A 24,679-nucleotide genomic window follows, 5' to 3' on the forward strand; every position below is an offset into this window, starting at 1 on the left:
GCGCGACTTTTTTGTTATAAGTGATGGCTACATAGGCTTTTCTGTATGGCAGACAGCAATGATATCGATTTTCTTGACCCCTTTGCGTAGTAACAGTTGAGTAAGCAAACTGACTGTTGTGCCTGTTGTTACCACATCATCAACAATCGCGACATGCTCGGGTAGCGCGATATCTTGAATCGAAAACGCATTAGCAAGATTACTTTTTCGTTGCTGTTTGGTCAGCGCTTTTTGCGCTGGAGTATGACGACGTCGCTTTAAAACATGATGGTTAACGTCACTACCGAGCTCTTTGGCAAGTACGAGAGCAAGATAGTGGCTTTGATTAAAACCGCGTTGCCAGTAACGCCTGCGATGAAGTGGAACGGGTAGTAATAACGGGGCAGGCTCTGCGATCTGTTTGGCGAGTTGCCGCGCTAATGGCTTTACCAGCCAAAACTTTTTTCCAAATTTATACTGGCTAATGAGTTGCTGTAGTGGCGGTTGATATTCACCTAAACGGTAAAGTCGATGCCAAGGAGGTGGCTCGGCTAAGCACAAACCGCAATACTCCACATTTTGAAAAGTGCTGGTGCCACAGCGATGACAGTAAGGTGATGAGGGGAAATGGTTGAGGCAATGCTGGCACCAATAGTCATCATTGGGCTCAAGTGGTAACTGACATAAGCTACAGTGGCGAAATAACAGTTTACGGCTGGTGCGAGATAGCCAAGCTGTGATGTTTTTTGGCATCATAAACAAAACCTCAAAAAACCGAATAAGGAAGTGTAATGGCGGTAATGCTTGATTGGCACAGTAAAGGTCAAGGCTCGGATCTGGTTCTCATTCATGGCTGGGGAATGAATGGTGCGGTATGGCAAGATGTGATCCCTGCCTTAGCAGAGCACTTCACGGTGCATTGGTGTGACTTACCGGGTTACGGCAATAGTGGTGAGGTTAGTGCGGAGTCATTGGTTGAAATTACCCAAGCGGTATTAGCGCAAGCACCTTTGCAAGCAACGTGGTTAGGTTGGTCTCTCGGTGGTTTAGTGGCAACACAAGCGGCGCTGATGGCACCTGAACGTGTAACGCAGTTAATTACCTTAGCCAGTTCACCTAGCTTTATGGCACGAGAGGGATGGCGAGGGATCAAACCGGATGTACTCATCAACTTCCAGTCACAGTTAGCGTCTGATTTTACCTTAACGGTTGAACGCTTCTTGGCACTGCAAGCGATGGGAAGCCCAACCGCACGCCAAGATATAAAGAATTTAAAGCAAGCAGTACTTGAACGCCCTATGCCAGATCCAACAGCGTTAGCATTAGGGTTACGGTTATTAGAAACCGTTGATCAGCGTGAAGAGCTATCACAACTGACGCAACCTTGGCTTCGTATGTACGGGCGTTTAGATGGGTTAGTGCCCATTAAAACAGAGGTTGTGATAACTAAGCTATGTCCACAGTCATCAAGCTATATTTTTCAGTCTGCGTCACATGCGCCGTTTATTTCTCATTCCGAGGAATTTATTTCAGTGGTTCATCAATTTATTTGCAAAGAGTCTGTTGGATAAGCTGAATTATCGTTATGATTAAATAATAACCACTTGGTGTTTACGTTGATGATGTAACAGCATAATGAATATTTCTCCTCTACAAGCTGGTGGCGCGCCATTAGCAACCACGGTCAATCCGCCAACGGATCAAGTTGCGCGGGATAACCGAGTGCGAGAAAAAATTGTGCCGTTAACCCAAAGCAGTGCCGCGGCAGGTGAAAAGCCGCTCTCAAGTGAAGAGAAGCAACTTAAAAAGCCAAGCTGGGATCCGAGTGAGCATCCCACTTACGATCAGCAAGAAGATGAGATATTAAAGGGCTATCAAGACGATATAGCCCGCTTTATTGAGATGTTATCTGCCAGTAACTATCTCGATAAAGACAGTGCGCTTGGCTATAGCATGCACATCAAATTGCCGCGAGAGTTGCTTGAGCAGTTAGATAGAATTAATCAAAACGAGCGAACTAAAGGTGTCGTCGCGTTTAAGTATGCTCAAGCTAGTGTGCCGAACCCACCGACGGAATATTTGCAGGTGATTTGATTTTCCGCCAGATAAAACAAAGCCAGACATCACGTCTGGCTTTTTCGTTTATAAATAAGGTGTCTACTTATTTTTTCTTAGCATTAGCAAAGGCTGCTGCAAACGCACCGCCCATTGCAGCATTACCGTTATCACGTTGACGTGTTGGTTGTGATTGGCGAGTAGGGCGTTGCGCATTATCACGAGGTTGACGCGCTGGCTTTTCTTGACCTGGTTCATCAGACAGACGCATCGACATACCAATACGCTTGCGCTGTAAATCCACTTCCATCACTTTAACTTTAACAATATCACCCGCTTTAACCACTTCACGTGGGTCGGAAACAAACTTATCCGATAGCGCAGAAATATGGACTAAGCCATCTTGGTGCACACCGACATCGACAAAAGCACCGAAGTTCGTCACGTTAGTGATCACACCTTCTAGCACCATGCCTGGGATCAGATCTTTGACTTCATTAACGCCTTCAGCAAAGGTCGCGGTTTTAAACTCAGGACGAGGGTCACGACCTGGCTTATCAAGCTCGCTAATGATGTCGGTCACGGTTGGTAAACCGAAATCAGCATCTGTGTAGTCAGCAGCTTTCAGGCTACGCAGAAAGTCGGTGTTACCAATGATGGCATCCACAGGCTTGTTGTTTGCCGCAGAAATCGCTTTAACCACCGCATAAGATTCTGGGTGAACCGCAGAGCTATCAAGAGGGTTTTTGCCGTTCATGATACGTAAGAAACCAGCACACTGCTCAAAGGCTTTAGGCCCTAAGCGCGCTACTTTTTTAAGTGCTGTTCGCGCATCAAAGCGACCGTTTTCATCACGGTAGTTTACGATGTTCTGTGCAATGGTTGCGTTTAAACCTGCTACGCGTGCCAGTAGTGCAGCTGATGCTGTATTCACATCCACACCAACAGCGTTTACACAGTCTTCAACCACTGCATCTAGACGTTTAGCGAGCATACTTTGGCTAACATCGTGTTGGTATTGGCCCACACCGATAGACTTAGGATCAATCTTCACAAGCTCTGCCAGTGGATCTTGTAGACGACGACCGATAGACACCGCACCACGAATAGATACGTCTAGGTTAGGGAACTCGTTAGCGGCAAGTTCTGATGCTGAGTACACAGAAGCACCCGCTTCGCTCACCATGACACTTTGCACTTTTAGGTTATTATCTTTAAGTAGCTTGGCGACAAACGCATCTGTTTCACGTGAAGCAGTGCCGTTACCAATCGCAATTAAGCTGACGTTGTATTTCGCAATGAAGGCTAAAACCACTTTGCTTGATTCAGCAATTTTGTTGTGTGGTTGGTGTGGGTAGATAGTCGCGGTATCAAGTAACTTACCGGTTTCATCGACAACAGCAATCTTGCTACCCGTACGTAAACCTGGGTCAAGTGCAAGAGTGACGCGAGGACCCGCAGGCGCTGCCATTAACAGATCTTTTAAGTTATCAGCGAAAACCTGCATTGCGCCATCTTCGGCTTTTTCACGTAGGGCACTCATTAGCTCGGTTTCCATGTGCATTAAGATCTTAATGCGCCATGCCCAGCTAATGACTTGTTTGCGCCATAGATCGGCTGCAGCCGTACCCAGTTTCACACCGTAATGATCGGCGATAATGACTTCACAGTAAGAGCCACGCACACCTTCTTCTTGGCTTGGGTCGGCATTAAGGGCTAATTGTAAGAAGCCTTCGTTACGACCACGGAACAGTGCGAGGGCACGGTGCGATGGAATGTTTTTTAGTGGCTCGTTGTATTCAAAGTAATCTTTAAATTTCGCGCCGTCATGCTCTTTGCCTTCAACCACACGAGAAGTTAGCTCTGCTTGGCTCGTTAAATGGCGACGGATTTTCTCAAGTAGTGCAGCGTCTTCAGCAAAGCGCTCCATTAAAATGGCACGAGCACCATCAAGTACCGCTTTGGTATCTGCAAAGCCTTGTTCTGGATTTAAGAATTGTTCGGCAGTTTGCTCTGGGTTGTTATCTGGTTGGCTCCAAAGCAGATCCGCCAGTGGCTCAATACCGGCTTCAATGGCAATTTGACCTTTAGTGCGGCGCTTAGGCTTGTAAGGCAAGTAAAGATCTTCAAGGCGCGTTTTGCTGTCTGCACTCTTGATTTCAGCTTCTAGCGCTGGGGTCATTTTACCTTGTTCGGTAATGGATTTTAGGATCACTTGACGACGGTCATCGAGTTCACGAAGGTAACCAAGGCGTGATTCTAAAGTACGAAGTTGGGTGTCATCCAATCCGCCTGTAACTTCTTTACGGTAACGGGCAATAAAAGGCACGGTGTTACCATCATCGAGCAGTGTGACTGCTGCATTGATTTGTTCGTTACGAACATTCAGTTCGCTGGCAATCAGCTGATTGATAGAGTTGCTCATCCGTAGATATCTCTTGTTTATCGTTAAGCTTACATTCTACGTTTCCCGGTGAGGGTAGCAAGTTTGCAGGTGTTAAGAGTGTGTCAGTGAGCAGAAAAAACAGCACAAAAGAAAGAAGCTGCGAGCATCGCTGACAGCTTCTATAAATGTGAGGAGGTATTGTTAATTACTCAGCATGGGTGTCGTAGCGAATGTCATTAATAAACCATTCTTTTTTACCAAGCGGTGTGGTCACGACAATATCATCATCCACTTCTTTACTAAGCAGCGCACGCGCCATTGGAGAATCAATCGAGATATAGTCGTTACGACCATAAATTTCGTCAGGGCCAACGATGCGAAATGTTTTCTGATCGCCGTCGTCGTTTTCAATTTCTACCCATGCACCAAAGAACACTTTGCCGTCTTGTTGCGGCGAGTAATCAATCACTTTTAATACATCAAGACGTTTACGTAAAAAGCGTACTCGACGGTCGATTTCACGTAAGCGTTTCTTATTGTATTGGTAATCGGCGTTCTCTGATCTATCACCTAGGCTCGCGGCCCATGTGACTTTCTTGGTGACTTCTGGGCGCTCTTCACGCCATAAGAAGTCGAGCTCTTGTTTTAATTTATTGTAACCTTCACGTGTCACTAGGTTGGTTCTCATGGCTATCCTTATAACATGACGTGAATGAGAAATAGGGCGATGATCTAACGCTTATCCTTATGGGTCAATAAGCGCAATAATAAATTGTCGCGGTTGGTTTCAAAATATGAAGATATTAAAATAAGATGTAACAAGTGCTTGTGGCATTTAGGTGATATTTATCCATGATGCAACCCTAGTTTTCACATCATTTTAGCGATTTTATGATTACTTAATTGACTAAAACGCGTATCTAGCGCATAAAGCGCATATACATACTCTGTTACATATTTGCCTGAAAAAAACGCAGGAAATTCTGAGTCTGTTCAGTGAGCTGACGTACACTACGGCAAAAGCTCAAGACCTCGACCGCTGAAGGTGGATTATGCAAGAAAATTACAAAGTTCTGGTTGTTGATGATGACATGCGTTTACGCGCACTATTGGAACGTTATTTATCTGAGCAAGGATTTCAGGTTCGAAGTGTAGCGAATGGCGAACAAATGGATCGCTTATTAGCTCGCGAAACTTTTCACTTGATGGTATTGGATTTAATGCTACCAGGTGAAGATGGTTTATCAATTTGTCGCCGCTTACGTAATGCGAATAACATGTTGCCTATTTTGATGCTAACAGCAAAAGGCGATGAGGTTGATCGTATTGTGGGTCTTGAAGTGGGTGCAGATGATTATCTGCCAAAACCATTTAATCCTCGTGAGTTGCTAGCACGTATTCGTGCTGTATTACGTCGTCAAACCATTGAAGCACCGGGCGCACCGAGTGTTGATAGTAAGATGATTGAGTTTGGCGAGTTTCGCCTAAACTTAGGCACTCGCGAAATGTTCCGTGGTGATGTACCAATGCCACTGACATCCGGCGAGTTTGCAGTATTGAAAGCACTGGTTACCAATGCCCGTGAGCCAATGTCTCGTGACAAGCTAATGAATATGGCGCGCGGTCGTGAGTACTCTGCAATGGAGCGTTCTATCGATGTACAGATCTCGCGTCTACGTCGTATGGTAGAAGAAGATCCAAGCCGTCCTCGCTACATTCAAACAGTGTGGGGCTTAGGTTACGTATTCGTTCCTGATGGTCGTGAGGCGTAAGCCATGCGTTTATCGCCAAAAAGTACATTTGGTCGAACGTTAATTCTTCTGGCTGGCTTGCTTATCGCAAGCCAGATTTTTTCGTATCTGACCATCGTCAATTACGCCTTATTGCCAAGCATCCAGCAATTCAACCGTATCTTATCTTATGAAGTGAAGTTGATGCTTAATGATGAATTGGCTATGCCTGATGATCAATGTGTTCATCTTGACCGTCCTCTACGTCGCAAATTATTAGAAGAGTTAGGGTTAACCTTAATTGCTCCTAATAGTGAAGCCGCCAAACCTTTCGATGATGCTATGCATATTGGTTATCTCAGTGAGCAGATGACCAAAGATCTTGGTTCGCCAACCGATGTTCGTTTGCTGCTCGGTGCTGACAGTTATGTCTTGTGGCTTAAAACCGATGCAATGCCGAATTTCTTAATGCGAGTACCGCTATCAGAATTACAAGAAGAAGACTTTGCACCGCTATTTCGCTATAGCCTGATCATAGCCTTTCTTGTGATTGCTGGAGGCTGGTTATTTATTCGGATCCAAAACCGCCCGTTGATGGAGCTTGAGCAAGCAGCATTAATGGTAGGGCGTGGGGAAACACCACCTCAATTGCCGGAGCAAGGCGCATCGGAAATTCGCTCGGTAACCAAAGCATTTAATCAGATGTCGCAGGGCATTAAGCAGCTAGAAGAAGATCGCGCATTGTTAATGGCAGGTGTTAGTCATGATTTACGAACGCCATTAACCCGTATTCGCTTAGCAACAGAAATGATGTCGCCTGAAGATAGTTATTTAGCAGAATCGATGATCACTGACACTGAAGAGTGTAATGCGATCATCAGTCAGTTTATGGATTATCTAAAATCGACCAAGAAGCAGGAAGAAGAAGAGTTAGATCTCAATACCTTACTGCTTGATGTTGCGCATACTGAAGGCGGATACAGCAAAACCATAGAGCAACAATTAGGTGAGATCCCAGGTACGGTGTCAGCCAATGCAGTTGCGCTAAAACGTGCTGTTGCGAACCTTGTGGTGAACGCACAACGCTATGGTAATGGTTGGGTGAAAATCTCAAGTGGTGCATCGGTAGATCGCAAATCCGCATGGTTCTGTGTCGAAGATGATGGTCCGGGTATTGCGCCTGATCAGGTGACGAAAATGTTCCAGCCGTTAACTCGCGGTGATTCAGCCCGAGGCAGTGAAGCGGAAGGAACCGGTTTAGGTTTAGCGATTGTGAAGCGAATTGTGGATCAACATGATGGGGTGATTTTAGTTCGTAACCGCAGTGAAGGTGGATTACGTGTTGAAGTAACCTTACCGCTACATAAGCTGAAGCTGTAAACCTGCACAGCATAGAGAAAAGCCCACAGTGAGTTGCTCGCTGTGGGCTTTTTGTTGTACTGGTAATTAGGCGTTGGAGTAGGTTTCTCGCTGACCTAGCCAGCGATCAATGATTGCTTTGGCGTTATCAGGGTAGTTATCGTGAATATAACGCGCCAGTTTTTGCACTTGGGGAATTAAGTATTGGTCACGGATAAGATCGGCAACTTTAAATTCAGCAATACCGGTTTGTTTAGTACCAAGTAACTCACCGGGGCCACGAATTTCTAAGTCACGTTGAGCAATTACAAAACCATCGCTACTTTCACGTAGTACGCCTAAACGCTTTTGTGCAGTTTTCGATAGCGGTGCGTGATAAAGCAGGACACAGTGACTAGCCACTTTGCCTCGACCAACACGACCACGAAGCTGGTGCAGCTGTGCTAAACCTAAACGCTCAGGGTTTTCAATTACCATCAAGCTAGCATTGGGCACGTCAACGCCCACTTCAATTACCGTTGTGGCGACCAGTAAATCTAGCTCGCTAGCTTTAAAGCTTGCCATCACAGCTTGCTTTTCTTGCGCCTTCATTCGCCCGTGTACCAAGCCAATTTTCAGATCTGGCAGTAAGCCTGTCAGTTCATCAGCGGTATCAGAAGCGGCTTGTGCTTCTAGGACTTCAGATTCATCAATTAACGTACAGACCCAATAAGCTTGGCGACCTTCGTTAAGACAAGCTGAGCGAATACGCTCAATGATTTCCGCACGCCGAGCATCAGGCAACGCTACGGTTTGGATTGGCGTTCGCCCTGGTGGCAGTTCATCAATGATCGAGGTGTCCATATCAGCATAAGCTGTCATGGCTAATGTACGAGGGATCGGTGTTGCCGTCATTACGAGCTGGTGTGGATAGCGTCCGTCATTTGCGCCTTTTTCACGAAGCTCTAAACGTTGATGGACACCAAAGCGGTGTTGCTCATCAATGATAACTAAAGCTAAGTTGTCGAACTTTACGTGATCTTGGAACAGCGCATGCGTGCCGACCACCATTTTCACTTCGCCGCTAGCAATACGAGTTAGCTCGGTTTCACGAGCTTTACCTTTAAGCTTACCTGCCAGCCAACCAACCTGGATCCCCATCGGATTAAGCCAATTGGCAAAGTTGATCGCATGTTGCTCTGCCAGCAATTCAGTGGGTGCCATTAATGCCACTTGATAGCCATGCTCAATCGCACGTAGCGCTGCAAGCGCGGCTACCAAGGTTTTACCTGAGCCCACATCACCTTGTACTAAACGCATCATAGGTTGGGCTTTGGCAAGATCGGTTTCAATATCTGCCACCACACGTTGCTGAGCACCTGTTGGTGAGAAAGGCAGACTATCGAGTAGTTGTTGCTTTAAGGTATCTTTGGCGGCAAGCGGCCAAGCGTTATGTTGTTGACCTTTGCTACGCAGTGCCAGCATTGATAAATTTTGCGCCAGCAGCTCTTCTAAAATCAAACGATGTTGAGCAGGATGTTTACCTGCATCCAGTTGATCGAGAGAAATATCAGGCGTTGGACGATGCATTAAACGCAGTGCTTGAGCGAGAGTCATTTGACGGTCGTATAAACCTTCTGGCAGTAGCTCAGTGACAGCGGCTTTATCAAGCAAGTTAAGCGCTTGGTCGGTTAAGTTACGCAGCGTCAGTTGGCGTAAGCCATCAGTAGTTGGGTATACAGGCGTTAAGGTTTCTTCAACGCTGAGTTCGGTTGGCTCTGAGAAAATACGATAATCAGGGTGAATGATTTCAAGGCCAAATTTACTGCCTTTAATTTCACCATAGGCTTTAACTTGTTTACCTTCAGCGAAGCTATTTTTCATCGCCGCATTGAAGTTAAAAAAGCGCAGGGTTACCGAACCAGTACCATCACCGATTTTTACCGCCAGCATTTTACGCTTACCGAAAGTAATACTGGTATGGTGGACTTCACCTTGAACGGTGAGATGTTGCCCCGGCATAGCACGATTGATAGGCCAAATACGAGTGCGATCCTCATAGCGCAGTGGCAAATGAAACAGTAAATCTTGGACATTGTTAAGCCCAATCTTTTCTAGCTTTTCTGCCATTTTTGCTCCAACGCCAGAGAGTTCACCTAGCGCAATGGTATTGAGGAGTTGTCCACTCATTACTCGTCCTTATCTGTTACAAGTTGGCGTGTTTTCACTTTTTTCGCTTGCATTGCAGCCCACCATGTTTCATCTGCCACAATCTGACCTTCATCATCTAATTGTGGATACGGTAAGCCTTTTTGCTTCGCAACTTTTGCGAGCACAGGGTGGCCTCGTTCAAACAAAATACGGTTGACGACATCATCAGGCAGTAAGGTTTTCTCTCGTTCATACATGCCTGCATTTTGGCGTTGGCGTTGTGCTTCATACAAAATCAGTGCGCTTGCTACCGACACATTTAGTGACTGTACCATGCCAACCATTGGGATAATGATATCTTGATCTGCCATTGAAAGTGCTTCGGCAGTGATCCCGTTTTTCTCGCCACCTAAAATGATCGCTGTCGGCTTGGTGTAATCCACTTCACGAAAATCAATCGCAGTATCTGACAGGTTGGTTGCTAGCACTTGCATGCCTTGATCTTTTAACGCTTGAACGGCTTCAACCATCGAATCGTGAGTGTCTAATTCAACCCAGTTTCGAGCGCCAGCAGAGGTGTGACTTAATACACGCATGCCTTCTTTAGGCCAAACCGCATGGACTTTGTGAACACCAACCGCATCAGCAGTGCGAATGATAGCTGAGACATTATTAGGCTTATGGACTTCTTCCATACATACCGTCAGATCGGGCTGACGTGTTGCCAATACTTCATGGATACGTTGAAAACGATCTGGGGTCATGGAGATTACCTAAGAAAATAAATAATAGAGATAGGTGGATGATAATAAGGTTTTATTGCCAAATACACAAAACGCCCAATAAAGGGCGTTTTGATGATAAAAGCTGAGCGTTAAAAGCTAGTTTTTCTGGCGAGCGACACGCACAACATTAGGCATAATTCGAATGCGACGCATAATGTTAGCCAAGTGGATTCGGCTACGTGTGGTGAGCTTCACTGTGATGGTGTACAAGCGACCATCTTTTTCTTCCGTTGCTAAGCCTTGGATATTAGAGCCCGTAGCCGCAATGGTGTTGGTAAGATCGGCTAATGCACCTTGGTGATTTTGCATATCGACTTTCAAACAAGTTACAAATTCTTGATCGAAATCTTCGCTCCATTCCACCGCCATGTACTTATCAGGCTCTTTTCGATAACCACGAACATTAGCGCATTCTTCACGGTGAATAACCAAGCCTTTACCCGGGCTCACATGGGCAATAATTGGATCGCCATGGATTGGGTGACAACAGTTAGCAAAGGTGAGCAGAATGCCATCAGCACCTTGGATCGGTAGGCGACGATCGTTTTCTTTTGGTGTTAGCTCATCAGCATTACCTAAGAAACGACGGGCGATCACCACACTCATTACTTCACCCAAACCAATTTCAGCCAGAAGATCTTCTATTGAATTGAGTTTAAGATCAGTTAACACCTTAGTGATGTTTTCACTAGCTATACTATCAAGGTTAGCGCCACCAAGTGCATGATTGAGTAGACGACGACCTAAAGTGATCGATTCATCTCGGCGCATGGTTTTCAGTACTTGACGGATCTTGGTGCGAGCACGAGAGGTGACAACATAGTTTAGCCATGCTGCATTCGGACGTGCACCAGGAGCACTGATGATTTCAATGGTTTGACCGTTTTTCAGCGGCTTACTTAATGGGTAAGGCTGGCGATCTACGCGAGAGCCGACACAAGCATTACCGACATCAGTATGCACTGCGTAAGCGAAATCTACCGCCGTTGCGCCAACGGGCAATTCAACGATACGGCCTTTCGGGGTGAAAACGTAAATCTCATCAGGGAAGAGATCGGATTTTACGTTCTCAATAAATTCAAATGAGCTACCTGCACTTTGTTGAAGTTCAAGTAAGCTTTGCATCCAACGCTGGGCTTTAACTTGCGCGGTAGTACCTGAGCTTTCGCCGTCTTTGTAGGTCCAGTGCGCAGCAACACCTTTGTCTGCCATTTGATCCATATCTTCGGTACGAATTTGTACTTCAACAGGAACACCATGAGGGCCGACAAGCGAGGTATGCAGCGATTGATAGCCATTGGCTTTCGGGATCGCAATATAGTCTTTCATGCGGCTAGGACGCGGTTTGTACAGGTTATGTACTTGTCCTAATACGCGATAGCAGGTATCTAAATCACTCACAAGCACACGGAAAGCATAGATATCCATGATGGAGTGGAAACGCTGCTCTTTGTTCTTCATCTTGTTATAGATGGAGTACAAGTTTTTCTCGCGACCTAATACGGTGGCATTAATTCCCGCATCACTGAGGCGACCCTCAATTTCAGCGTGAATTTTATTGATCATCTCTTTACGGTTACCACGGGCCGCCGCTACAACTTGTTTTAATACACGGTAGCGATTTGGGTATAACGCTTCAAAGCCAAGCTCTTCAAGTTCAGATTTGATGTTATGGATACCCAGACGGTGGGCAAGAGGAGAGAATATTTCAAGGGTTTCGCGGGCAATACGACGACGCTTATCTGGACGCAGTGCGCCAAGAGTTCGCATATTGTGGGTACGGTCAGCCAGCTTAATTAAAATTACGCGAATATCATGCGCCATTGCCATGATCATTTTGCGGAAGTTTTCAGCTTGTGCTTCCTTACGATCGCGAAACTTTAATTTATCAAGTTTCGATACGCCATCGACCAGTTCAGCAACAGTGTCGCCAAAACGGCTGGCAAGATCTTCCTTGGTGACCTCGGTATCTTCGATAACGTCATGAAGCAATGCCGCCATGAGCGTTTCAATATCGAGACGCATTTCCGCCAAGATGCGAGCAACCGCAACGGGGTGGATAATATAAGGCTCGCCAGTGGAGCGAGTTTGCCCTTCGTGTGCGTCGCGAGCAACGAGAAAAGCCTGCCGAAGAGCCTCTAGCTGAGGCTCTGGCAGGTACTCGATTGCGACTTCTTTCAGGCTATCAAAAAGATACAATTCGCCCGGTTCCCTGATTAACGGTGGTCGCCAGCAATAGCACTAACTGCTGCTAGTTCTGCAGCTTCTTGCTCTTGCAGTTCCTGACGCTCGCGAGCATCTAGGATATCTTTAGTAATTAGACCTTCTTCGATTTCACGAAGTGCAATTACTGTGTACTTGTCGTTTTCTTCAGGAACCAGTGGATCCTTACCGCCTGTTTGCATTTGACGTGCGCGGCGAGCAGCAATTTGGATCAGATCGAAACGGTTGCCAATTTTATCAACAGCGTCTTGAACGGTTACGCGTGCCATGGAGGACTCCAGTGGTTATATAAATTAGGATTGAAAATTGTACAAAATAACTTACTGATCTGCTAGTAGTGCAGACAACATGCTTTTATATTTAGCAGCTTGCTTGTCTTGCTTCAATCGTTCTGCACGAATAATTGCCTTAAAATCAATTAAAGCAACGTCGAAATCGTCATTAACGATAACGTAATCGTATTCATCGAAATGAGAGATCTCAGAACGTGCTTCTTGCATACGGCGAGCAATAACAGTTTCGCTGTCTTGGCCGCGTGTATTTAGACGACGCTCTAGTTCTTCTTTTGATGGTGGTAGGATGAAGATGCTTTTAGCCGCTGGCATCAGTTTGCGAATTTGACGCGCACCTTGCCAATCGATATCAAGGAATACGTCGATCCCTTTATTTAATTGCTCTTCGATCCATAAACGTGAAGTGCCGTAGTAGTTACCGAATACTTCCGCATGTTCAAGGAATGCACCTTGCTCTACCAAGTCAGTAAATTCTTCTACGCTAACGAAATTGTAATGAACACCGTGCTCTTCGCCCGGGCGCATGCCGCGAGTGGTATGGGACACGGATACTTTCATGTCATAGGTCGGGTTAGTTTCAAGAAGGGCATTAATCAGACTTGATTTACCAGCACCGCTTGGGGCCGACACGATGTATAGAGTACCTTTGCTCATTGCCTATTTTCACTCAGTGATAGAAGGGCGCGAAGATTATCATGATCTGCGCATAATTGAAATTAGCTAGTTGTTGGAAAATTCATCTTTTTGCTGAATATAGCTTAAGCCTAGTTGGCTTTGATGGGATTTTCATAACAGAAGCTATTTATATATAAATCATCAAGGAAGCCTAAGCTCCCTTGATGGAAATATGATGACAGTTATTCGATGTTCTGAATTTGTTCACGCATTTGCTCGATAAGCACTTTTAGCTCTACAGCAGATGCGGTGACTTCAGTATTGATCGATTTTGATGCTAGGGTGTTCGATTCACGGTTGAACTCTTGCATCATGAAATCTAAACGACGGCCACAAGCGCCACCTTTAGCCAATATTTTCTGGGTTTCTTTGACGTGAGAATCTAGGCGATCTAGCTCTTCTGCGACATCGCTCTTTTGCGCTAGCATGATCAGCTCTTGCTCAATACGGTTAGCATCAAGATCAACTTTGGCTTCTTCTAGACGAGACATAATGCGCTCACGCTGCCAGTTGATGATTTCTGGCATCATGCTGCGAACTTTGGTCGCTTCTGCTGAAATGGCATCAAGACGTTGGTCGATCAGCTGCTTCATGTTTTCACCTTCGCTAGCACGTGCCGCGATGAAGTCATCAATAGCTAATTCAAACCCAGCCAGTAGATCTTTATTAATTGTATCGAGATCTTGCTCTGGCGCTTCCATCACACCCGGCCAGTTAAGTACTTGGAATGGGCCAATATTACCTTCACCCGCGGTCTCTTTTACCCATTTCGCAGCGTGAATCACTTGTTTTGCTAACTCTTCATTGATGGTTAGCTCAGTGTTTGCAGCAATGTTGGCTTCAAAACGTAGGTTACATTCAACCTTACCGCGAGCAAGACGTTTACGGAAACGCTCACGTAATACGGGCTCTAAGCTACGAAATTGCTCAGGCATACGAATGTAAGTTTCAAGATAACGCTGGTTTACTGAGCGGATTTCCCACACAGCTGTACCCCAATTGCCTTTAATTTCGCGACGGGCATACGCAGTCATACTATGGATCATGGCTTGTGAACCTTAAAGTTGTGAATGGTGCGACGACTAACTTACCGTTACCCACGATAAGTCTTGATAATAAAGAACGAGGTGCGTCGTTACCGGGTGTAGAGATTATATGCGATATTGGCATCGAGGGGCTACTGTTTGTCGGTTTACGTAATCGTTTTCTCGTGCACTGGGATTGAGTTATCGCTATAATCGTCGGTTAATATCATCCAGCCAAAGGGAAATCCCGATGCGTCCAAGCGGAAGAAGTGCGAATCAAGTTCGTCCAATCACTATTACTCGTCAATACACGGCTCATGCTGAAGGTTCAGTACTGGTCGAGTTTGGCAATACTAAAGTTATTTGTACGGCGAGTGTAGAAGAAAATGTTCCGCGTTGGCTAAAAGGTAAAGGCCAAGGTTGGGTGACAGCTGAATACGGCATGTTGCCACGTGCTACTCACACTCGTAACCGTCGTGAAGCAGCGAACGGTAAGCAAGGTGGCCGTACGATGGAGATCCAACGTCTAATCGCACGTAGCTTGCGTGCAGCGGTTGATCTGGAAGTGTTAGGCGAGCAGATGATCACGGTTGACTGTGATGTGATCCAAGCTGATGGCGGTACGCGCACAGCATCTATTACTGGTGCGATGGTGGCACTGGTTGATGCAATTAACTACATGCTAGAAAAAGGCATGATCAAGAAGAATCCATTAAAAGGTATGGTGGCTGCGGTTTCTGTTGGCATTTACAACGGTGAGCCAATTTGCGATTTGGAATACCTTGAAGATTCAGCGGCTGAAACCGACATGAACGTGGTGATGACTGAAGAAGGTAAAATGATTGAAATCCAAGGCACAGCCGAGGGTGAAGCCTTTAGTCACGAAGAATTACTGGCAATGCTGGCGTTAGCGAAAGACGGCATTAGCGACATTATTTCAATGCAGAAAAAAGCGTTGGAAAATTAATTTTTAAGCGGTTCCTATTGGGAGCCGCTTTTTTTTGCCTAAAACAGAGTACCGTGCGGAGTGCGCGTCTGTTTTTGGTGGTTACCAGGCTGTGAGTTTAGGTAACAGGTACATTGTTAAAACACAGAGAAGTAGTTTAAGGAGACACAATGAAAGCATATCAGCGTCAGTTCATCGAATTTGCCCTAGAGAAAGGCGTACTGAAATTTGGTGAGTTCACACTGAAATCCGGTCGTAAGAGCCCGTATTTCTTTAATGCTGGCTTATTTAATACCGGTCGCGACTTAGCGCGTCTTGGTCGTTTTTATGCTGAAGCTTTGGTTGATGCCAAGATTGAATTTGATGTGTTATTTGGCCCTGCCTACAAAGGTATTCCAATTGCAACAACAACGGCGGTTGCGCTGGCTGATCACCACGATGTAGATACGCCATACTGTTTTAACCGTAAAGAGGCTAAAAACCATGGTGAAGGTGGTAACTTAGTCGGTAGCGCGCTAGAAGGTCGTATCATGTTAGTCGATGACGTGATCACTGCTGGTACGGCAATTCGTGAATCAATGGAAATCATTAAAGCGAATGGCGCAGATTTAGCAGGCGTTTTAGTGGCAATTGATCGTCAAGAAAAAGGCCAAGGTGAGCTATCAGCGATTCAGGAAGTCGAGCGTGACTTTGGTTGTGCGGTAATTTCGATTGTCTCGCTAGGGGATGTGGTGACGTACCTTTCTGAGCAAGCAGGCATGGAACAACACCTTGAAGCGGTAAAAGCGTACCGTGCAGAGTACGGTGTGTAACAACATCTGCAATGAATAATAAAAAAGCGAGGGCTAAGGCTCTCGCTTTTTTGTTTGTCGCTAGGTTTGATTAGTTTAGCTGCGCGCTTAATAGCGTCCAGTAATCGTCAAAGTTTGCCGTTGGCTTGTACTTAAAGCTTGAGCGAACGTAACGGTTTAAGCTGCCTTCTACTTGACCTAGAAGTTGTGCTGCTAAAACTGACTCATCAATAGGAAAGCCTTTACCTTCACGAATTTTACGCTCTTTTAAGATCTGGCGAAGTTGCGATTCAACACGTTCGAACAGTTGATTAATACGAGATTGAAGACGATCTTGTTCAAACATCAGAGCATGACCCGTCATGATACGAGTTAAACCAGGGTTACGCTCAGCAAACATAAGTATGAACTGCATCACCATACGTAAGCGATTCAGGGTATCTTTTTCGTCATCTAAAATGCGGTTAATACGTGTAGTAATTGAATCTTCGATAAACTCAATTAAGCCTTCAAACATACGCGCTTTGCTTGGGAAATGGCGGTAGAGAGCGGCTTCTGATACGCCAACATTCGCGGCTAGCATTTTGGTGGTGATACGTTGGCTGCCTTGATTTGACTCCAGCATGTGCGCTAAGCACTGAAGTATTTCTTCGCGGCGATTGTTCTTTTTGGTGCCTGCCATGAATTTATCGTTCCTTTACAAAATGAGACTGTCCATGGACAGTATGAAACCCGCCTATCTTAGCGATGCCTTGGCGTTGTGAAAAGTAGCGCAATAGAAATGTATGTACTTTTATTCGCAAAAAAAGCGCAGGCAAAAATGCTTGCGCTTTGCGGTCATACATGAGCCTTATTTTATCATTAAAATTGATAACACATGGCTAATTAGATCACGCTTTTTTAACATCAATATGACTAGCTACGACCTGAATGACCGAAGCCACCTTCACCGCGCTCGGTGCTATTAAAATCTTCAACGATATTAAATTGCGCTTGTACCACTGGAAGGAATACCAGTTGAGCAATACGATCGCCTGGCTCAATAGTAAATGTGGTTTCACCACGGTTCCATACCGATACCATCAGTTGACCTTGGTAGTCAGAGTCAATTAAGCCAACAAGGTTCCCTAATACGATACCGTGTTTATGGCCTAAACCTGAACGCGGCAAGATGGTTGCTGCAAGGCTTGGATCGCCAATGTGAATAGCAAGGCCAGTAGGAACAAGGTGAGTTTCACCCGGCGCTACTGTTAGGGCTTCATCTAGACATGCACGTAAATCAAGGCCAGCAGAGCCTTCAGTCGCGTAAGCGGGTAGTGGAAATTCGTTACCGACACGAGGGTCAAGAATTTTAAGATCGATACTATTCATAGTTAGCTCTAGTGGTTCGCTTGTTGGTAAAGATTAACAATTTCGTTGATTAATTGCAGCCCAAGCTCGGATTTTGCCGCCAATGGTAAGACTTTGTCACCGTTCGTCCAATACAGGTGCAGGGCATTGCTATCGCTGTTAAAGCCTTGTCCTTGGACTGATACATCGTTAGCGCAAATCACATCAAGATTTTTATTCGCCAGTTTGCCACGAGCATATTGCTCCACATTTTGGGTTTCAGCAGCAAAGCCAACCGTAAATGGGCGACTGTCTGTGAGAGCGGCAACGCTTGCCACGATGTCAGGATTCTTCACAAGTTGAATTACCATCTCATCATGACCATCTTGTTTTTTCATTTTCTGCTCAGCAACGTGAGCTGGACGAAAATCAGCAACAGCCGCACAAGCAATAAAAATGTGGTTGTTTATCGCATGTTCTAATGCGGCTTGGTGCATTTCTTGTGCGCTTTTAACATCAACACGGCTGACCCCATTTGGTGTCGCTAAATTAACAGGGCCACTGATCAGTGTGACATTCGCACCGCGTTTAGCGGCAGCTTGAGCAATGGCATAACCCATCTTTCCTGAGCTGTAGTTACTTAAATAACGTACCGGATCAATCGCTTCTCGGGTAGGACCCGCCGTCACCACAATGTTTAGAGTACTAAGATCTTGCGGTTGGAAAAAGTCTTCACATAAGTGGACGAGTTGCATTGGCTCTAACATGCGACCAGGGCCAACATCACCACAGGCTTGCTCACCGCTTGCAGGTCCCCAAATATGAAAACCTCGACGCTTTAACGTCGCAATATTCTCTTGTGTGGCGATATTGCGGTACATCTGTTGATTCATCGCAGGTGCTACAGCAATAGGGGCATCAGTAGCAAGACATAGGGTTGAGAGTAAATCGTTACCCATCCCCGCGCTTACGCGAGCAATTAAGTCGGCAGTCGCAGGAGCGAGTAAGACAAGATCAGCCCATTTTGCCAATTCAATGTGCCCCATAGAGGCTTCTGCTGATGGGTCAAGTAAGCTGTCAGCGACAGGGTGGCCTGATACGGCTTGCATTGTGAGTGGGGTAATAAACTCTTTGGCTGCGTTGGTCATTACCACATGAACTTGTGCGCCACGCTCGATTAAGCGTCGAGTGAGCTCTGCACATTTGTAAGCAGCGATACCGCCGCTAATGCCGAGAAGGATTTTTTTTCCTGCCAGTGTTTGCATCAGTTTGCCTGTCTCTTGGGGCTATAAAATTGGCAACAAGATACCATCAAAGTGGTTTGTGATCATCGCTTGGGATCAACTCTTGCGGCGATAGAATATTGTGTCTCTCGCAATTTGAGCACTGTGATTTTTGTCGATTACGTTAGTGTTGTGAAGATTTTCTCAAACCTAATTTATCTTGGTTGTGAAATTAGTCGTAGCTGTTTTGCTTATGACATACCAAAGGGAGAGGTTATGTCACTTAAGCAATTACCAGAAGCGTCACGACCACGAGAAAAATTATTATCTCATGGTTCAGATGCATTAACTGATGCTGAATTATTAGCCATTTTTTTACGCACCAGTACCCAAGGGATGAATGCTTTGGAATTAGCCACCCATTTGCTTGATGAGTTTGGCTCGCTGCGTTCGCTGTTAGGGGCTGAAAAACAGATATTTTGCCAGATGAAAGGATTGGGATCGGCAAAATTTGCACTTTTACAGGCCGTTTTGGCGTTAGGCGAGCGATATTTAGAAGAAACTTTAAAAAAAGATGATGTGCTCACTAGTCCGCAAAATACCCGTCGATATTTGGCGAAAAAATTGCGAGATAAACACCGAGAAGCCTTTTATATCCTGTTTCTAGACAACCAGCATCGGGTGATCAACGGAGAGACATTATTTGAAGGAACTATCGATTGCGCGAGCGTTTATCCGCGTGAAGTTGTAAAAAGATCGCTAGAACTTAATGCAGCGGCGCTCATTTTAGCGCATAATCACCCGTCAGGCGTCGCTGAACCTAGTCAGGCAGACCGTCGAATAACCCGCAAAATCAGCGATTCGCTGGCTTTGGTCGATATTCGTGTTCTTGATCATTTTGTTATTGGTGACGGGGAGATTGTCTCTTTCGCTGAGCGTGGTTGGCTATAAAATAGCCAAAGTTTCGTTAAAAAAGTGAGAAAGAATCTGCTCGGGACTTGAGCAACTGGTTTTGACTTAGTATAATGCGCGACCTTTGATAGCTGTGGTTATCTGTGAAATATTTTTTTGCAGTGAATTTTCCACAGTAGATATCGAGCTGAAACGATTTGGAGAAGACAGTAATGTCCCGAGTATGCCAAGTAACTGGTAAGCGTCCTGTAACGGGTAACAACCGTTCACACGCACGTAATGCCACCAAGCGTCGTTTTCTGCCGAACCTGCAAACTCATCGTTTCTGGGTAGAAAGCGAAAAACGCTTCGTTAAACTACGCCTTTCTGCGAAAGGCATGCGTATCATCGATAAGAAAGGCATTGATGTCGTTCTTGGTGAAATGCGTGCTCGCGGTGAGAACGTTTAAGAGGATTTGAAGAATGGCTAAAGGCATTCGTGAGAAGATCCGTCTAGTATCATCTGCTGGTACAGGCCACTTCTACACTACCGACAAGAACAAGCGCAACATGCCAGGCAAATTTGAGATCAAGAAATTTGATCCAGTAGTTCGCCAGCACGTGCTTTACAAAGAAGCTAAAATCAAGTAATTGGTTTTATCACTCTTTGATAAAAACCCAGCCTCGCTGGGTTTTTTTATATCTGTTACTTTCTAATTTCCCTTCACTGACGACTTTTCTGTTCGTTATTTATCAGCTAATGGTGCAATGACTTAACCAGTGTTATCTTTATTCTCATTAAGATAAGACAGGAATGGATGAATGCGCTTAACTCGACGTGGCTGGAATAACATCATCATCATTGGGGTGCTGTGCTTTATCGCGATAATTAAATTGCCAGATTTACTTCGCGAACGATTTGCACCTAAAGAAGCGGTAACGCAGGTTGTTACCGAGCAAGCTAGCCAGATTCCTAATACTGTTTTTGTCCTCTCGCCCGATCTTTTGATTCAGCGGGTTGTTTTTCCACATTTTACGCTTAAGCAAAGTAATGGGCAGTGGCAAAGCTCGTCTAACTTATCGATTTCAGCCAGTGAATTAGTACAACGTTGGCAACATCTACAAGGCACTGTGGTGGATGAAGCAACAATATCAAAGTTGAGTTTACAGCTACCACCACCGCAAACCGTGGAAGTGTGGGGGAAGCAGCAAGCAGAGCCTATTCGATTAACTGTGTATGCTTTGCCTAAGTTTTGGCTGTTTAATAATGGTCAGCATTGGGTCGCTGTGTCTGTTGCTGCGGATTATCTGTTCCCGACATCTTTATCAAATAACAAATAAAACGAGATGAGTCATGCCTGAATTACCTGAAGTGGAAGTGAGCCGAATGGGGATCTCTCCTCATGTTATCGATCAAACTGTCAAAGAAATCATTATTCGTAACCCTCGATTGCGTTGGCCTATCCCTGAGGCAATAAAAGCGATTGAGGGACAAGTGATCCGCGGGGTAACTCGAAGAGCCAAATACTTGCTGTTAGAAACCGATGCTGGCTATGCCATTGTGCATTTAGGAATGTCAGGCAGTTTACGTGTTTTACCCGTTGGAACTCCGGTTGAAAAACATGATCATGTTGATCTGGTGCTAACGAGTGGCGAAGTACTGCGTTATAACGATCCTAGGCGCTTTGGCGCGTGGTTATGGGAAGAGAAAGGGGTAACTCACCCTGTGCTTGAGAAAATGGGTCCAGAGCCGCTGAGCGACGAATTTAACGTGGAATACTTGTATGAAAAAGCTCAAGGGAAACGCACTGCAATAAAACAATTTATTATGGATAATCATGTGGTTGTTGGTGTTGGTAATATTTATGCCAATGAATCTTTGTTTGCGGCAGGTATTCACCCTAAACGTGCGGCTGGAAAAATCTCACTTGCTCGTATGACTAAGCTGGTGGCAGAGATCAAATCGGTATTAGCCTTTGCCATTCAACAGGGCGGTACGACATTAAAAGATTTTAAAAACGCAGACGGAAAGCCTGGCTATTTTGCACAAGAGCTGCAGGTGTATGGTAAAGCAAGTAAACCTTGTCCAAAGTGTGGTAAGCCATTAAGTGAGACTAAAATCGGCCAACGTGCGACAGTGTTTTGTGTTGATTGCCAGAAGTAGGTTCGATTTTAGTTAACCTAACCATCATATTTATTGAGTCGGTTTGCTTAGGATTTCCCTTCGTTGATTGAGCTAAAATGTTATTATGCTCGCAGTTTTAAGGTTGAGTAACGCTGCTTGAAGCGTTATTGAGGATAGAAGTATGAAATATCTTGTTACTCGCGTCGCTGGTTTTATTGGTAGCGCAGTGACAGAGCGTTTATGTGCCCAAGGCCATCAAGTTGTAGGTATCGATAATCTTAACGATTACTATGATGTCTCACTCAAGCAAGCACGTTTAGCTCGTATTGCTCATCCTAACTTCACCTTCATTGAATTAGATTTAGCCGATCGTGGCGGTATTGCTAATCTATTTGCCGAGCAGCAATTTAACCGTGTTATCCATCTAGCGGCACAAGCGGGTGTGCGTTACTCGATTGATAATCCATTAGCCTATGCTGATAGTAACTTAGTTGGACATCTAACGATTTTAGAAGGTTGTCGCCATAACAAGGTTGAACACCTTGTTTATGCGTCTTCTAGCTCAGTGTATGGTTTAAATCATAAGACGCCATTTAATACGGCAGATAGTGTTGATCACCCTATCTCACTGTATGCTGCTACTAAGAAATCGAATGAGTTAATGGCACATACTTATTCGCACCTTTATGGCGTACCAACCACTGGCTTGCGTTTCTTTACTGTTTATGGCCCTTGGGGGCGTCCAGACATGGCATTGTTTAAATTCACCAATGCAATTATGGAAGGGAAAGAAATCGATGTGTACAACCACGGAGATATGCGTCGTGACTTTACTTACATCGATGATATCGTTGAAGGTGTGATGCGTATTCAGGATGTGATCCCGCAGCCTAATGCTGATTGGACAGTAGAAGCAGGCTCACCAGCAACCAGCTCTGCACCTTATCGCGTGTATAACATCGGTCACGGCAGTCCTGTAAAGCTGATGGATTACATTGAAGCGCTAGAAGAGTCATTAGGCATTGAAGCGAAGAAAAACTTCATGGACATGCAGCCGGGTGATGTTTATATGACGTACGCAGATACAGAAGATTTATTTAAAGCAACGGGTTATAAGCCAGAAGTGAAAGTCAAAGAAGGTGTACAAGCCTTCGTTGATTGGTATCGTGAGTATTATCAAAAGTAATAAAAAGGCCTAATCTTAGGCCTTTTTATTTATTCCGTTATCACAATAAATTTTTCCATCTTCTTGCTTTTGTTTAAAAAGATTAAATGCGTGGGGGTTGGGGGCATTTTCTTTATGATCAAGATGGTACTGACAGCAACGTCCAAGAGATCCTTGTGATGTCAATCCTATTTGCTCTAGGCGCCATAGTAGGTCTGTATCTTCATATCCCCAGCCCTCAAAGTCTTCATCAAGACCATTAACTTTCAATAAAGAATCTAAACTCATCGCAATATTTGATCCAAAGATCGTTAAATCTGGTTTTAATCTGTTGATAATTGGAAGAATAAAGCCAGGATATCGAAGAGCTTGTTCTGGCTTAGATACTCGCTCTTTTAAGGATTGTGATAGTAACCAAAAACCGTTAAATAAACGGGATGGTGTTAAGCTGCCATTTCGAAAACAATTTGATAAGTAAGGCTTTAGATATACACGTATACCTACAGTGTAATGCTCAGTTGATGCAAATTTACGGTGATCAGCAACGAAATGAGGTGAGGGAATACAGTCACTATCGGTAAAAATAATATGATCAGCAGTGCTTGATTTGATTGCTTTATTAAGAATTGCAGCACGTCTGAATCCTAAATCTTCATGCCAAATATGACGTATAGTCAAATTTGTCTGAGAGTATTTTTGGATTAAGTCTGTAACTTCATGCGTTGAACCATCGTCAGCAATACATAAAGAGAAGTCATTATCTAGTTGATTTAGATATCCATCTAAAACGAGCTCTAGATCACGTACGTTATTGTATGCGCTCATAATAACTTCTATTTTCATATATTATATCAATGACCTTAGTTTAGGCTTACTGTTTCGTTACATAAATGAACGGTGGATTCTATCAAAATAAATCGAAGACAGTAAGATAGATACTTTTATATAGTATAAAAATTACAATGACTAAAGCTTATAGCAATTATTGATATTAAGGTAAGTTACACCTAATACCTTATTTTATTGAAATAAGGTCAATTTAATTACTTTGTTTTGAAGGCGCACTCAGCGCCTTTTTTAATGTCTATTTAGCGAGCTTTTCCAGTAATGCTGTGGTGATCAGTGGATCAACAAACTGACTAACATCACCTTTATGTAGTGCAACTTCTTTAACTATGGTTGAAGAAATGAACGAGTTTTCTTCTGCTGGCGTTAAGAAAACAGTTTCTAGCTCAGGCATTAATCGGCGATTCATATTGGCTAATTGGAATTCGTATTCAAAATCGGATACCGCGCGCAGGCCACGAACAAGAATATTGGCGTTGTGCTCTTTAGCAAAATCAACCAGCAGCCCTGAAAAACCAACAATCTCTACATTATCCAAGTGTTTGGTAATTTTTCCTGCTAGCTCAACGCGTTCATTAAGATCAAACAGTGGCTTTTTACTTGGGTTAAAAGCCACGCCAACAATCACATGATCAAACATTGCCGCTGCACGCTCAATTAAGTCTAAATGACCGTTGGTAATAGGATCGAAAGTGCCAGGGTAAATTACTCGAGTTGTCATAA

The 24,679-nt window shown here is 44.7% G+C and carries 27 protein-coding genes; 13 read left to right on the top strand and 14 right to left on the bottom strand.

Annotation, left to right across the window (positions count from 1 at the left end; genetic code table 11):
- Nucleotides 1-27 precede the first annotated feature (27 nt).
- Nucleotides 28-735 (bottom strand): ComFC family protein, encoded by a 708-nt coding sequence (locus tag Q7674_RS07460; RefSeq protein ID WP_305423438.1) that lies wholly within the window; start codon nucleotides 733-735, stop codon nucleotides 28-30.
- A 35-nt stretch (nucleotides 736-770) separates the two neighbouring features.
- On the opposite strand from Q7674_RS07460, the gene bioH reads away from it, so the two are divergent.
- Together bioH and Q7674_RS07470 are read left to right on the top strand one after the other, a co-directional pair.
- Complete coding sequence (gene bioH, locus Q7674_RS07465) at nucleotides 771-1,550, top strand: pimeloyl-ACP methyl ester esterase BioH (protein ID WP_045063360.1); 780 nt, start codon at nucleotides 771-773, stop codon at nucleotides 1,548-1,550.
- Nucleotides 1,551-1,614: 64 nt separating this feature from the next.
- Nucleotides 1,615-2,073 (top strand): hypothetical protein, encoded by a 459-nt coding sequence (locus Q7674_RS07470; RefSeq protein ID WP_045063358.1) that lies wholly within the window; start codon nucleotides 1,615-1,617, stop codon nucleotides 2,071-2,073.
- Nucleotides 2,074-2,140: 67 nt separating this feature from the next.
- Here Q7674_RS07470 and Q7674_RS07475 read toward each other — a convergent pair whose 3' ends face one another.
- Nucleotides 2,141-4,459: a Tex family protein gene (locus tag Q7674_RS07475; RefSeq protein ID WP_045063357.1), complete on the bottom strand. Its 2,319-nt coding sequence runs from the start codon at nucleotides 4,457-4,459 to the stop codon at nucleotides 2,141-2,143.
- Nucleotides 4,460-4,625: 166 nt separating this feature from the next.
- Nucleotides 4,626-5,108: a transcription elongation factor GreB gene (gene greB, locus Q7674_RS07480; RefSeq protein WP_023933863.1), complete on the bottom strand. Its 483-nt coding sequence runs from the start codon at nucleotides 5,106-5,108 to the stop codon at nucleotides 4,626-4,628.
- 364 nt (nucleotides 5,109-5,472) lie between these two features.
- Here greB and ompR point away from each other — a divergent pair, with 364 nt between their 5' ends.
- Together ompR and envZ are read left to right on the top strand one after the other, a co-directional pair.
- On the top strand, nucleotides 5,473-6,192 hold the full coding sequence (gene ompR, locus Q7674_RS07485) for an osmolarity response regulator transcription factor OmpR (RefSeq protein ID WP_008988194.1): 720 nt from the start codon (nucleotides 5,473-5,475) through the stop codon (nucleotides 6,190-6,192).
- A 3-nt stretch (nucleotides 6,193-6,195) separates the two neighbouring features.
- A complete protein-coding gene (gene envZ / locus Q7674_RS07490) occupies nucleotides 6,196-7,530 on the top strand; it encodes a two-component system sensor histidine kinase EnvZ (RefSeq protein WP_008988193.1) in 1,335 nt (444 codons plus the stop codon).
- A 66-nt stretch (nucleotides 7,531-7,596) separates the two neighbouring features.
- On the opposite strand, the gene recG is transcribed toward envZ, so the two are convergent.
- The 6 genes from recG to Q7674_RS07520 form a co-directional block, all read right to left on the bottom strand.
- Entirely contained in the window at nucleotides 7,597-9,678 is a 2,082-nt protein-coding gene (gene recG, locus Q7674_RS07495) for an ATP-dependent DNA helicase RecG (RefSeq protein WP_045063355.1), read from the bottom strand.
- Nucleotides 9,678-10,403: a tRNA (guanosine(18)-2'-O)-methyltransferase TrmH gene (gene trmH / locus Q7674_RS07500; RefSeq protein ID WP_008988191.1), complete on the bottom strand. Its 726-nt coding sequence runs from the start codon at nucleotides 10,401-10,403 to the stop codon at nucleotides 9,678-9,680. Before trmH ends, recG begins: the two co-directional genes overlap by 1 nt.
- Before the next feature lie 117 nt (nucleotides 10,404-10,520).
- Nucleotides 10,521-12,623, bottom strand: coding sequence for a bifunctional GTP diphosphokinase/guanosine-3',5'-bis pyrophosphate 3'-pyrophosphohydrolase (gene spoT, locus Q7674_RS07505; RefSeq protein ID WP_045063353.1), 2,103 nt, complete (start codon nucleotides 12,621-12,623; stop codon nucleotides 10,521-10,523).
- 17 nt (nucleotides 12,624-12,640) lie between these two features.
- Nucleotides 12,641-12,916 (bottom strand): DNA-directed RNA polymerase subunit omega, encoded by a 276-nt coding sequence (rpoZ, locus tag Q7674_RS07510; RefSeq protein WP_005371960.1) that lies wholly within the window; start codon nucleotides 12,914-12,916, stop codon nucleotides 12,641-12,643.
- Nucleotides 12,917-12,967: 51 nt separating this feature from the next.
- On the bottom strand, nucleotides 12,968-13,594 hold the full coding sequence (gene gmk / locus Q7674_RS07515) for a guanylate kinase (RefSeq protein ID WP_008988189.1): 627 nt from the start codon (nucleotides 13,592-13,594) through the stop codon (nucleotides 12,968-12,970).
- Between the two features lie 203 nt (nucleotides 13,595-13,797).
- Nucleotides 13,798-14,661: a YicC/YloC family endoribonuclease gene (locus Q7674_RS07520; RefSeq protein WP_107229627.1), complete on the bottom strand. Its 864-nt coding sequence runs from the start codon at nucleotides 14,659-14,661 to the stop codon at nucleotides 13,798-13,800.
- 5 nt (nucleotides 14,662-14,666) lie between these two features.
- Between Q7674_RS07520 and Q7674_RS07525 the strand changes: the two genes are divergently transcribed.
- From Q7674_RS07525 to pyrE, 3 genes are all read left to right on the top strand, one after another.
- On the top strand, nucleotides 14,667-14,840 hold the full coding sequence (locus Q7674_RS07525; protein WP_155395145.1) for a hypothetical protein: 174 nt from the start codon (nucleotides 14,667-14,669) through the stop codon (nucleotides 14,838-14,840).
- Between the two features lie 50 nt (nucleotides 14,841-14,890).
- Nucleotides 14,891-15,607: a ribonuclease PH gene (gene rph / locus Q7674_RS07530; RefSeq protein ID WP_045063351.1), complete on the top strand. Its 717-nt coding sequence runs from the start codon at nucleotides 14,891-14,893 to the stop codon at nucleotides 15,605-15,607.
- Nucleotides 15,608-15,756: 149 nt separating this feature from the next.
- Nucleotides 15,757-16,398: an orotate phosphoribosyltransferase gene (pyrE, locus tag Q7674_RS07535; RefSeq protein ID WP_008988186.1), complete on the top strand. Its 642-nt coding sequence runs from the start codon at nucleotides 15,757-15,759 to the stop codon at nucleotides 16,396-16,398.
- Between the two features lie 70 nt (nucleotides 16,399-16,468).
- Here the strand turns inward: pyrE and slmA are convergent, their stop codons facing one another.
- From slmA to coaBC, 3 genes are all read right to left on the bottom strand, one after another.
- Nucleotides 16,469-17,059: a nucleoid occlusion factor SlmA gene (slmA, locus tag Q7674_RS07540; RefSeq protein WP_023933857.1), complete on the bottom strand. Its 591-nt coding sequence runs from the start codon at nucleotides 17,057-17,059 to the stop codon at nucleotides 16,469-16,471.
- A 233-nt stretch (nucleotides 17,060-17,292) separates the two neighbouring features.
- The gene (dut, locus tag Q7674_RS07545; protein WP_008988184.1) at nucleotides 17,293-17,748 is read right to left on the bottom strand and encodes a dUTP diphosphatase; all 456 of its coding nucleotides are present in this window, start codon (nucleotides 17,746-17,748) and stop codon (nucleotides 17,293-17,295) included.
- 8 nt (nucleotides 17,749-17,756) lie between these two features.
- On the bottom strand, nucleotides 17,757-18,971 hold the full coding sequence (gene coaBC, locus Q7674_RS07550; protein WP_045063349.1) for a bifunctional phosphopantothenoylcysteine decarboxylase/phosphopantothenate--cysteine ligase CoaBC: 1,215 nt from the start codon (nucleotides 18,969-18,971) through the stop codon (nucleotides 17,757-17,759).
- A 234-nt stretch (nucleotides 18,972-19,205) separates the two neighbouring features.
- Here coaBC and radC point away from each other — a divergent pair, with 234 nt between their 5' ends.
- The 6 genes from radC (at nucleotide 19,206) to Q7674_RS07580 (ending at nucleotide 23,131) form a co-directional block, all read left to right on the top strand.
- Nucleotides 19,206-19,880 carry a RadC family protein gene (gene radC, locus Q7674_RS07555; protein ID WP_305423442.1) on the top strand — a complete coding sequence of 225 codons (675 nt, stop codon included), beginning with the start codon at nucleotides 19,206-19,208 and terminating at the stop codon, nucleotides 19,878-19,880.
- Between the two features lie 173 nt (nucleotides 19,881-20,053).
- Entirely contained in the window at nucleotides 20,054-20,290 is a 237-nt protein-coding gene (gene rpmB, locus Q7674_RS07560; RefSeq protein ID WP_005371944.1) for a 50S ribosomal protein L28, read from the top strand.
- 13 nt (nucleotides 20,291-20,303) lie between these two features.
- Nucleotides 20,304-20,471: a 50S ribosomal protein L33 gene (gene rpmG, locus Q7674_RS07565; RefSeq protein WP_005371942.1), complete on the top strand. Its 168-nt coding sequence runs from the start codon at nucleotides 20,304-20,306 to the stop codon at nucleotides 20,469-20,471.
- Nucleotides 20,472-20,642: 171 nt separating this feature from the next.
- Nucleotides 20,643-21,161, top strand: a complete 519-nt coding sequence (locus tag Q7674_RS07570; RefSeq protein ID WP_045063347.1) for a hypothetical protein — start codon at nucleotides 20,643-20,645, stop codon at nucleotides 21,159-21,161.
- A 13-nt stretch (nucleotides 21,162-21,174) separates the two neighbouring features.
- Nucleotides 21,175-21,984 (top strand): bifunctional DNA-formamidopyrimidine glycosylase/DNA-(apurinic or apyrimidinic site) lyase, encoded by an 810-nt coding sequence (gene mutM, locus Q7674_RS07575; protein WP_045063345.1) that lies wholly within the window; start codon nucleotides 21,175-21,177, stop codon nucleotides 21,982-21,984.
- A 142-nt stretch (nucleotides 21,985-22,126) separates the two neighbouring features.
- A complete protein-coding gene (locus Q7674_RS07580) occupies nucleotides 22,127-23,131 on the top strand; it encodes an NAD-dependent epimerase (RefSeq protein WP_305423445.1) in 1,005 nt (334 codons plus the stop codon).
- Nucleotides 23,132-23,146: 15 nt separating this feature from the next.
- Here the strand turns inward: Q7674_RS07580 and Q7674_RS07585 are convergent, their stop codons facing one another.
- Complete coding sequence (locus tag Q7674_RS07585) at nucleotides 23,147-23,953, bottom strand: glycosyltransferase (RefSeq protein WP_237156753.1); 807 nt, start codon at nucleotides 23,951-23,953, stop codon at nucleotides 23,147-23,149.
- Nucleotides 23,954-24,194: 241 nt separating this feature from the next.
- Nucleotides 24,195-24,677, bottom strand: a complete 483-nt coding sequence (coaD, locus tag Q7674_RS07590; RefSeq protein ID WP_045063339.1) for a pantetheine-phosphate adenylyltransferase — start codon at nucleotides 24,675-24,677, stop codon at nucleotides 24,195-24,197.
- Nucleotides 24,678-24,679 lie beyond the last annotated feature (2 nt).

Source organism: Photobacterium leiognathi (assembly GCF_030685535.1).
Classification (GTDB): Bacteria; Pseudomonadota; Gammaproteobacteria; order Enterobacterales; family Vibrionaceae; genus Photobacterium; species Photobacterium leiognathi.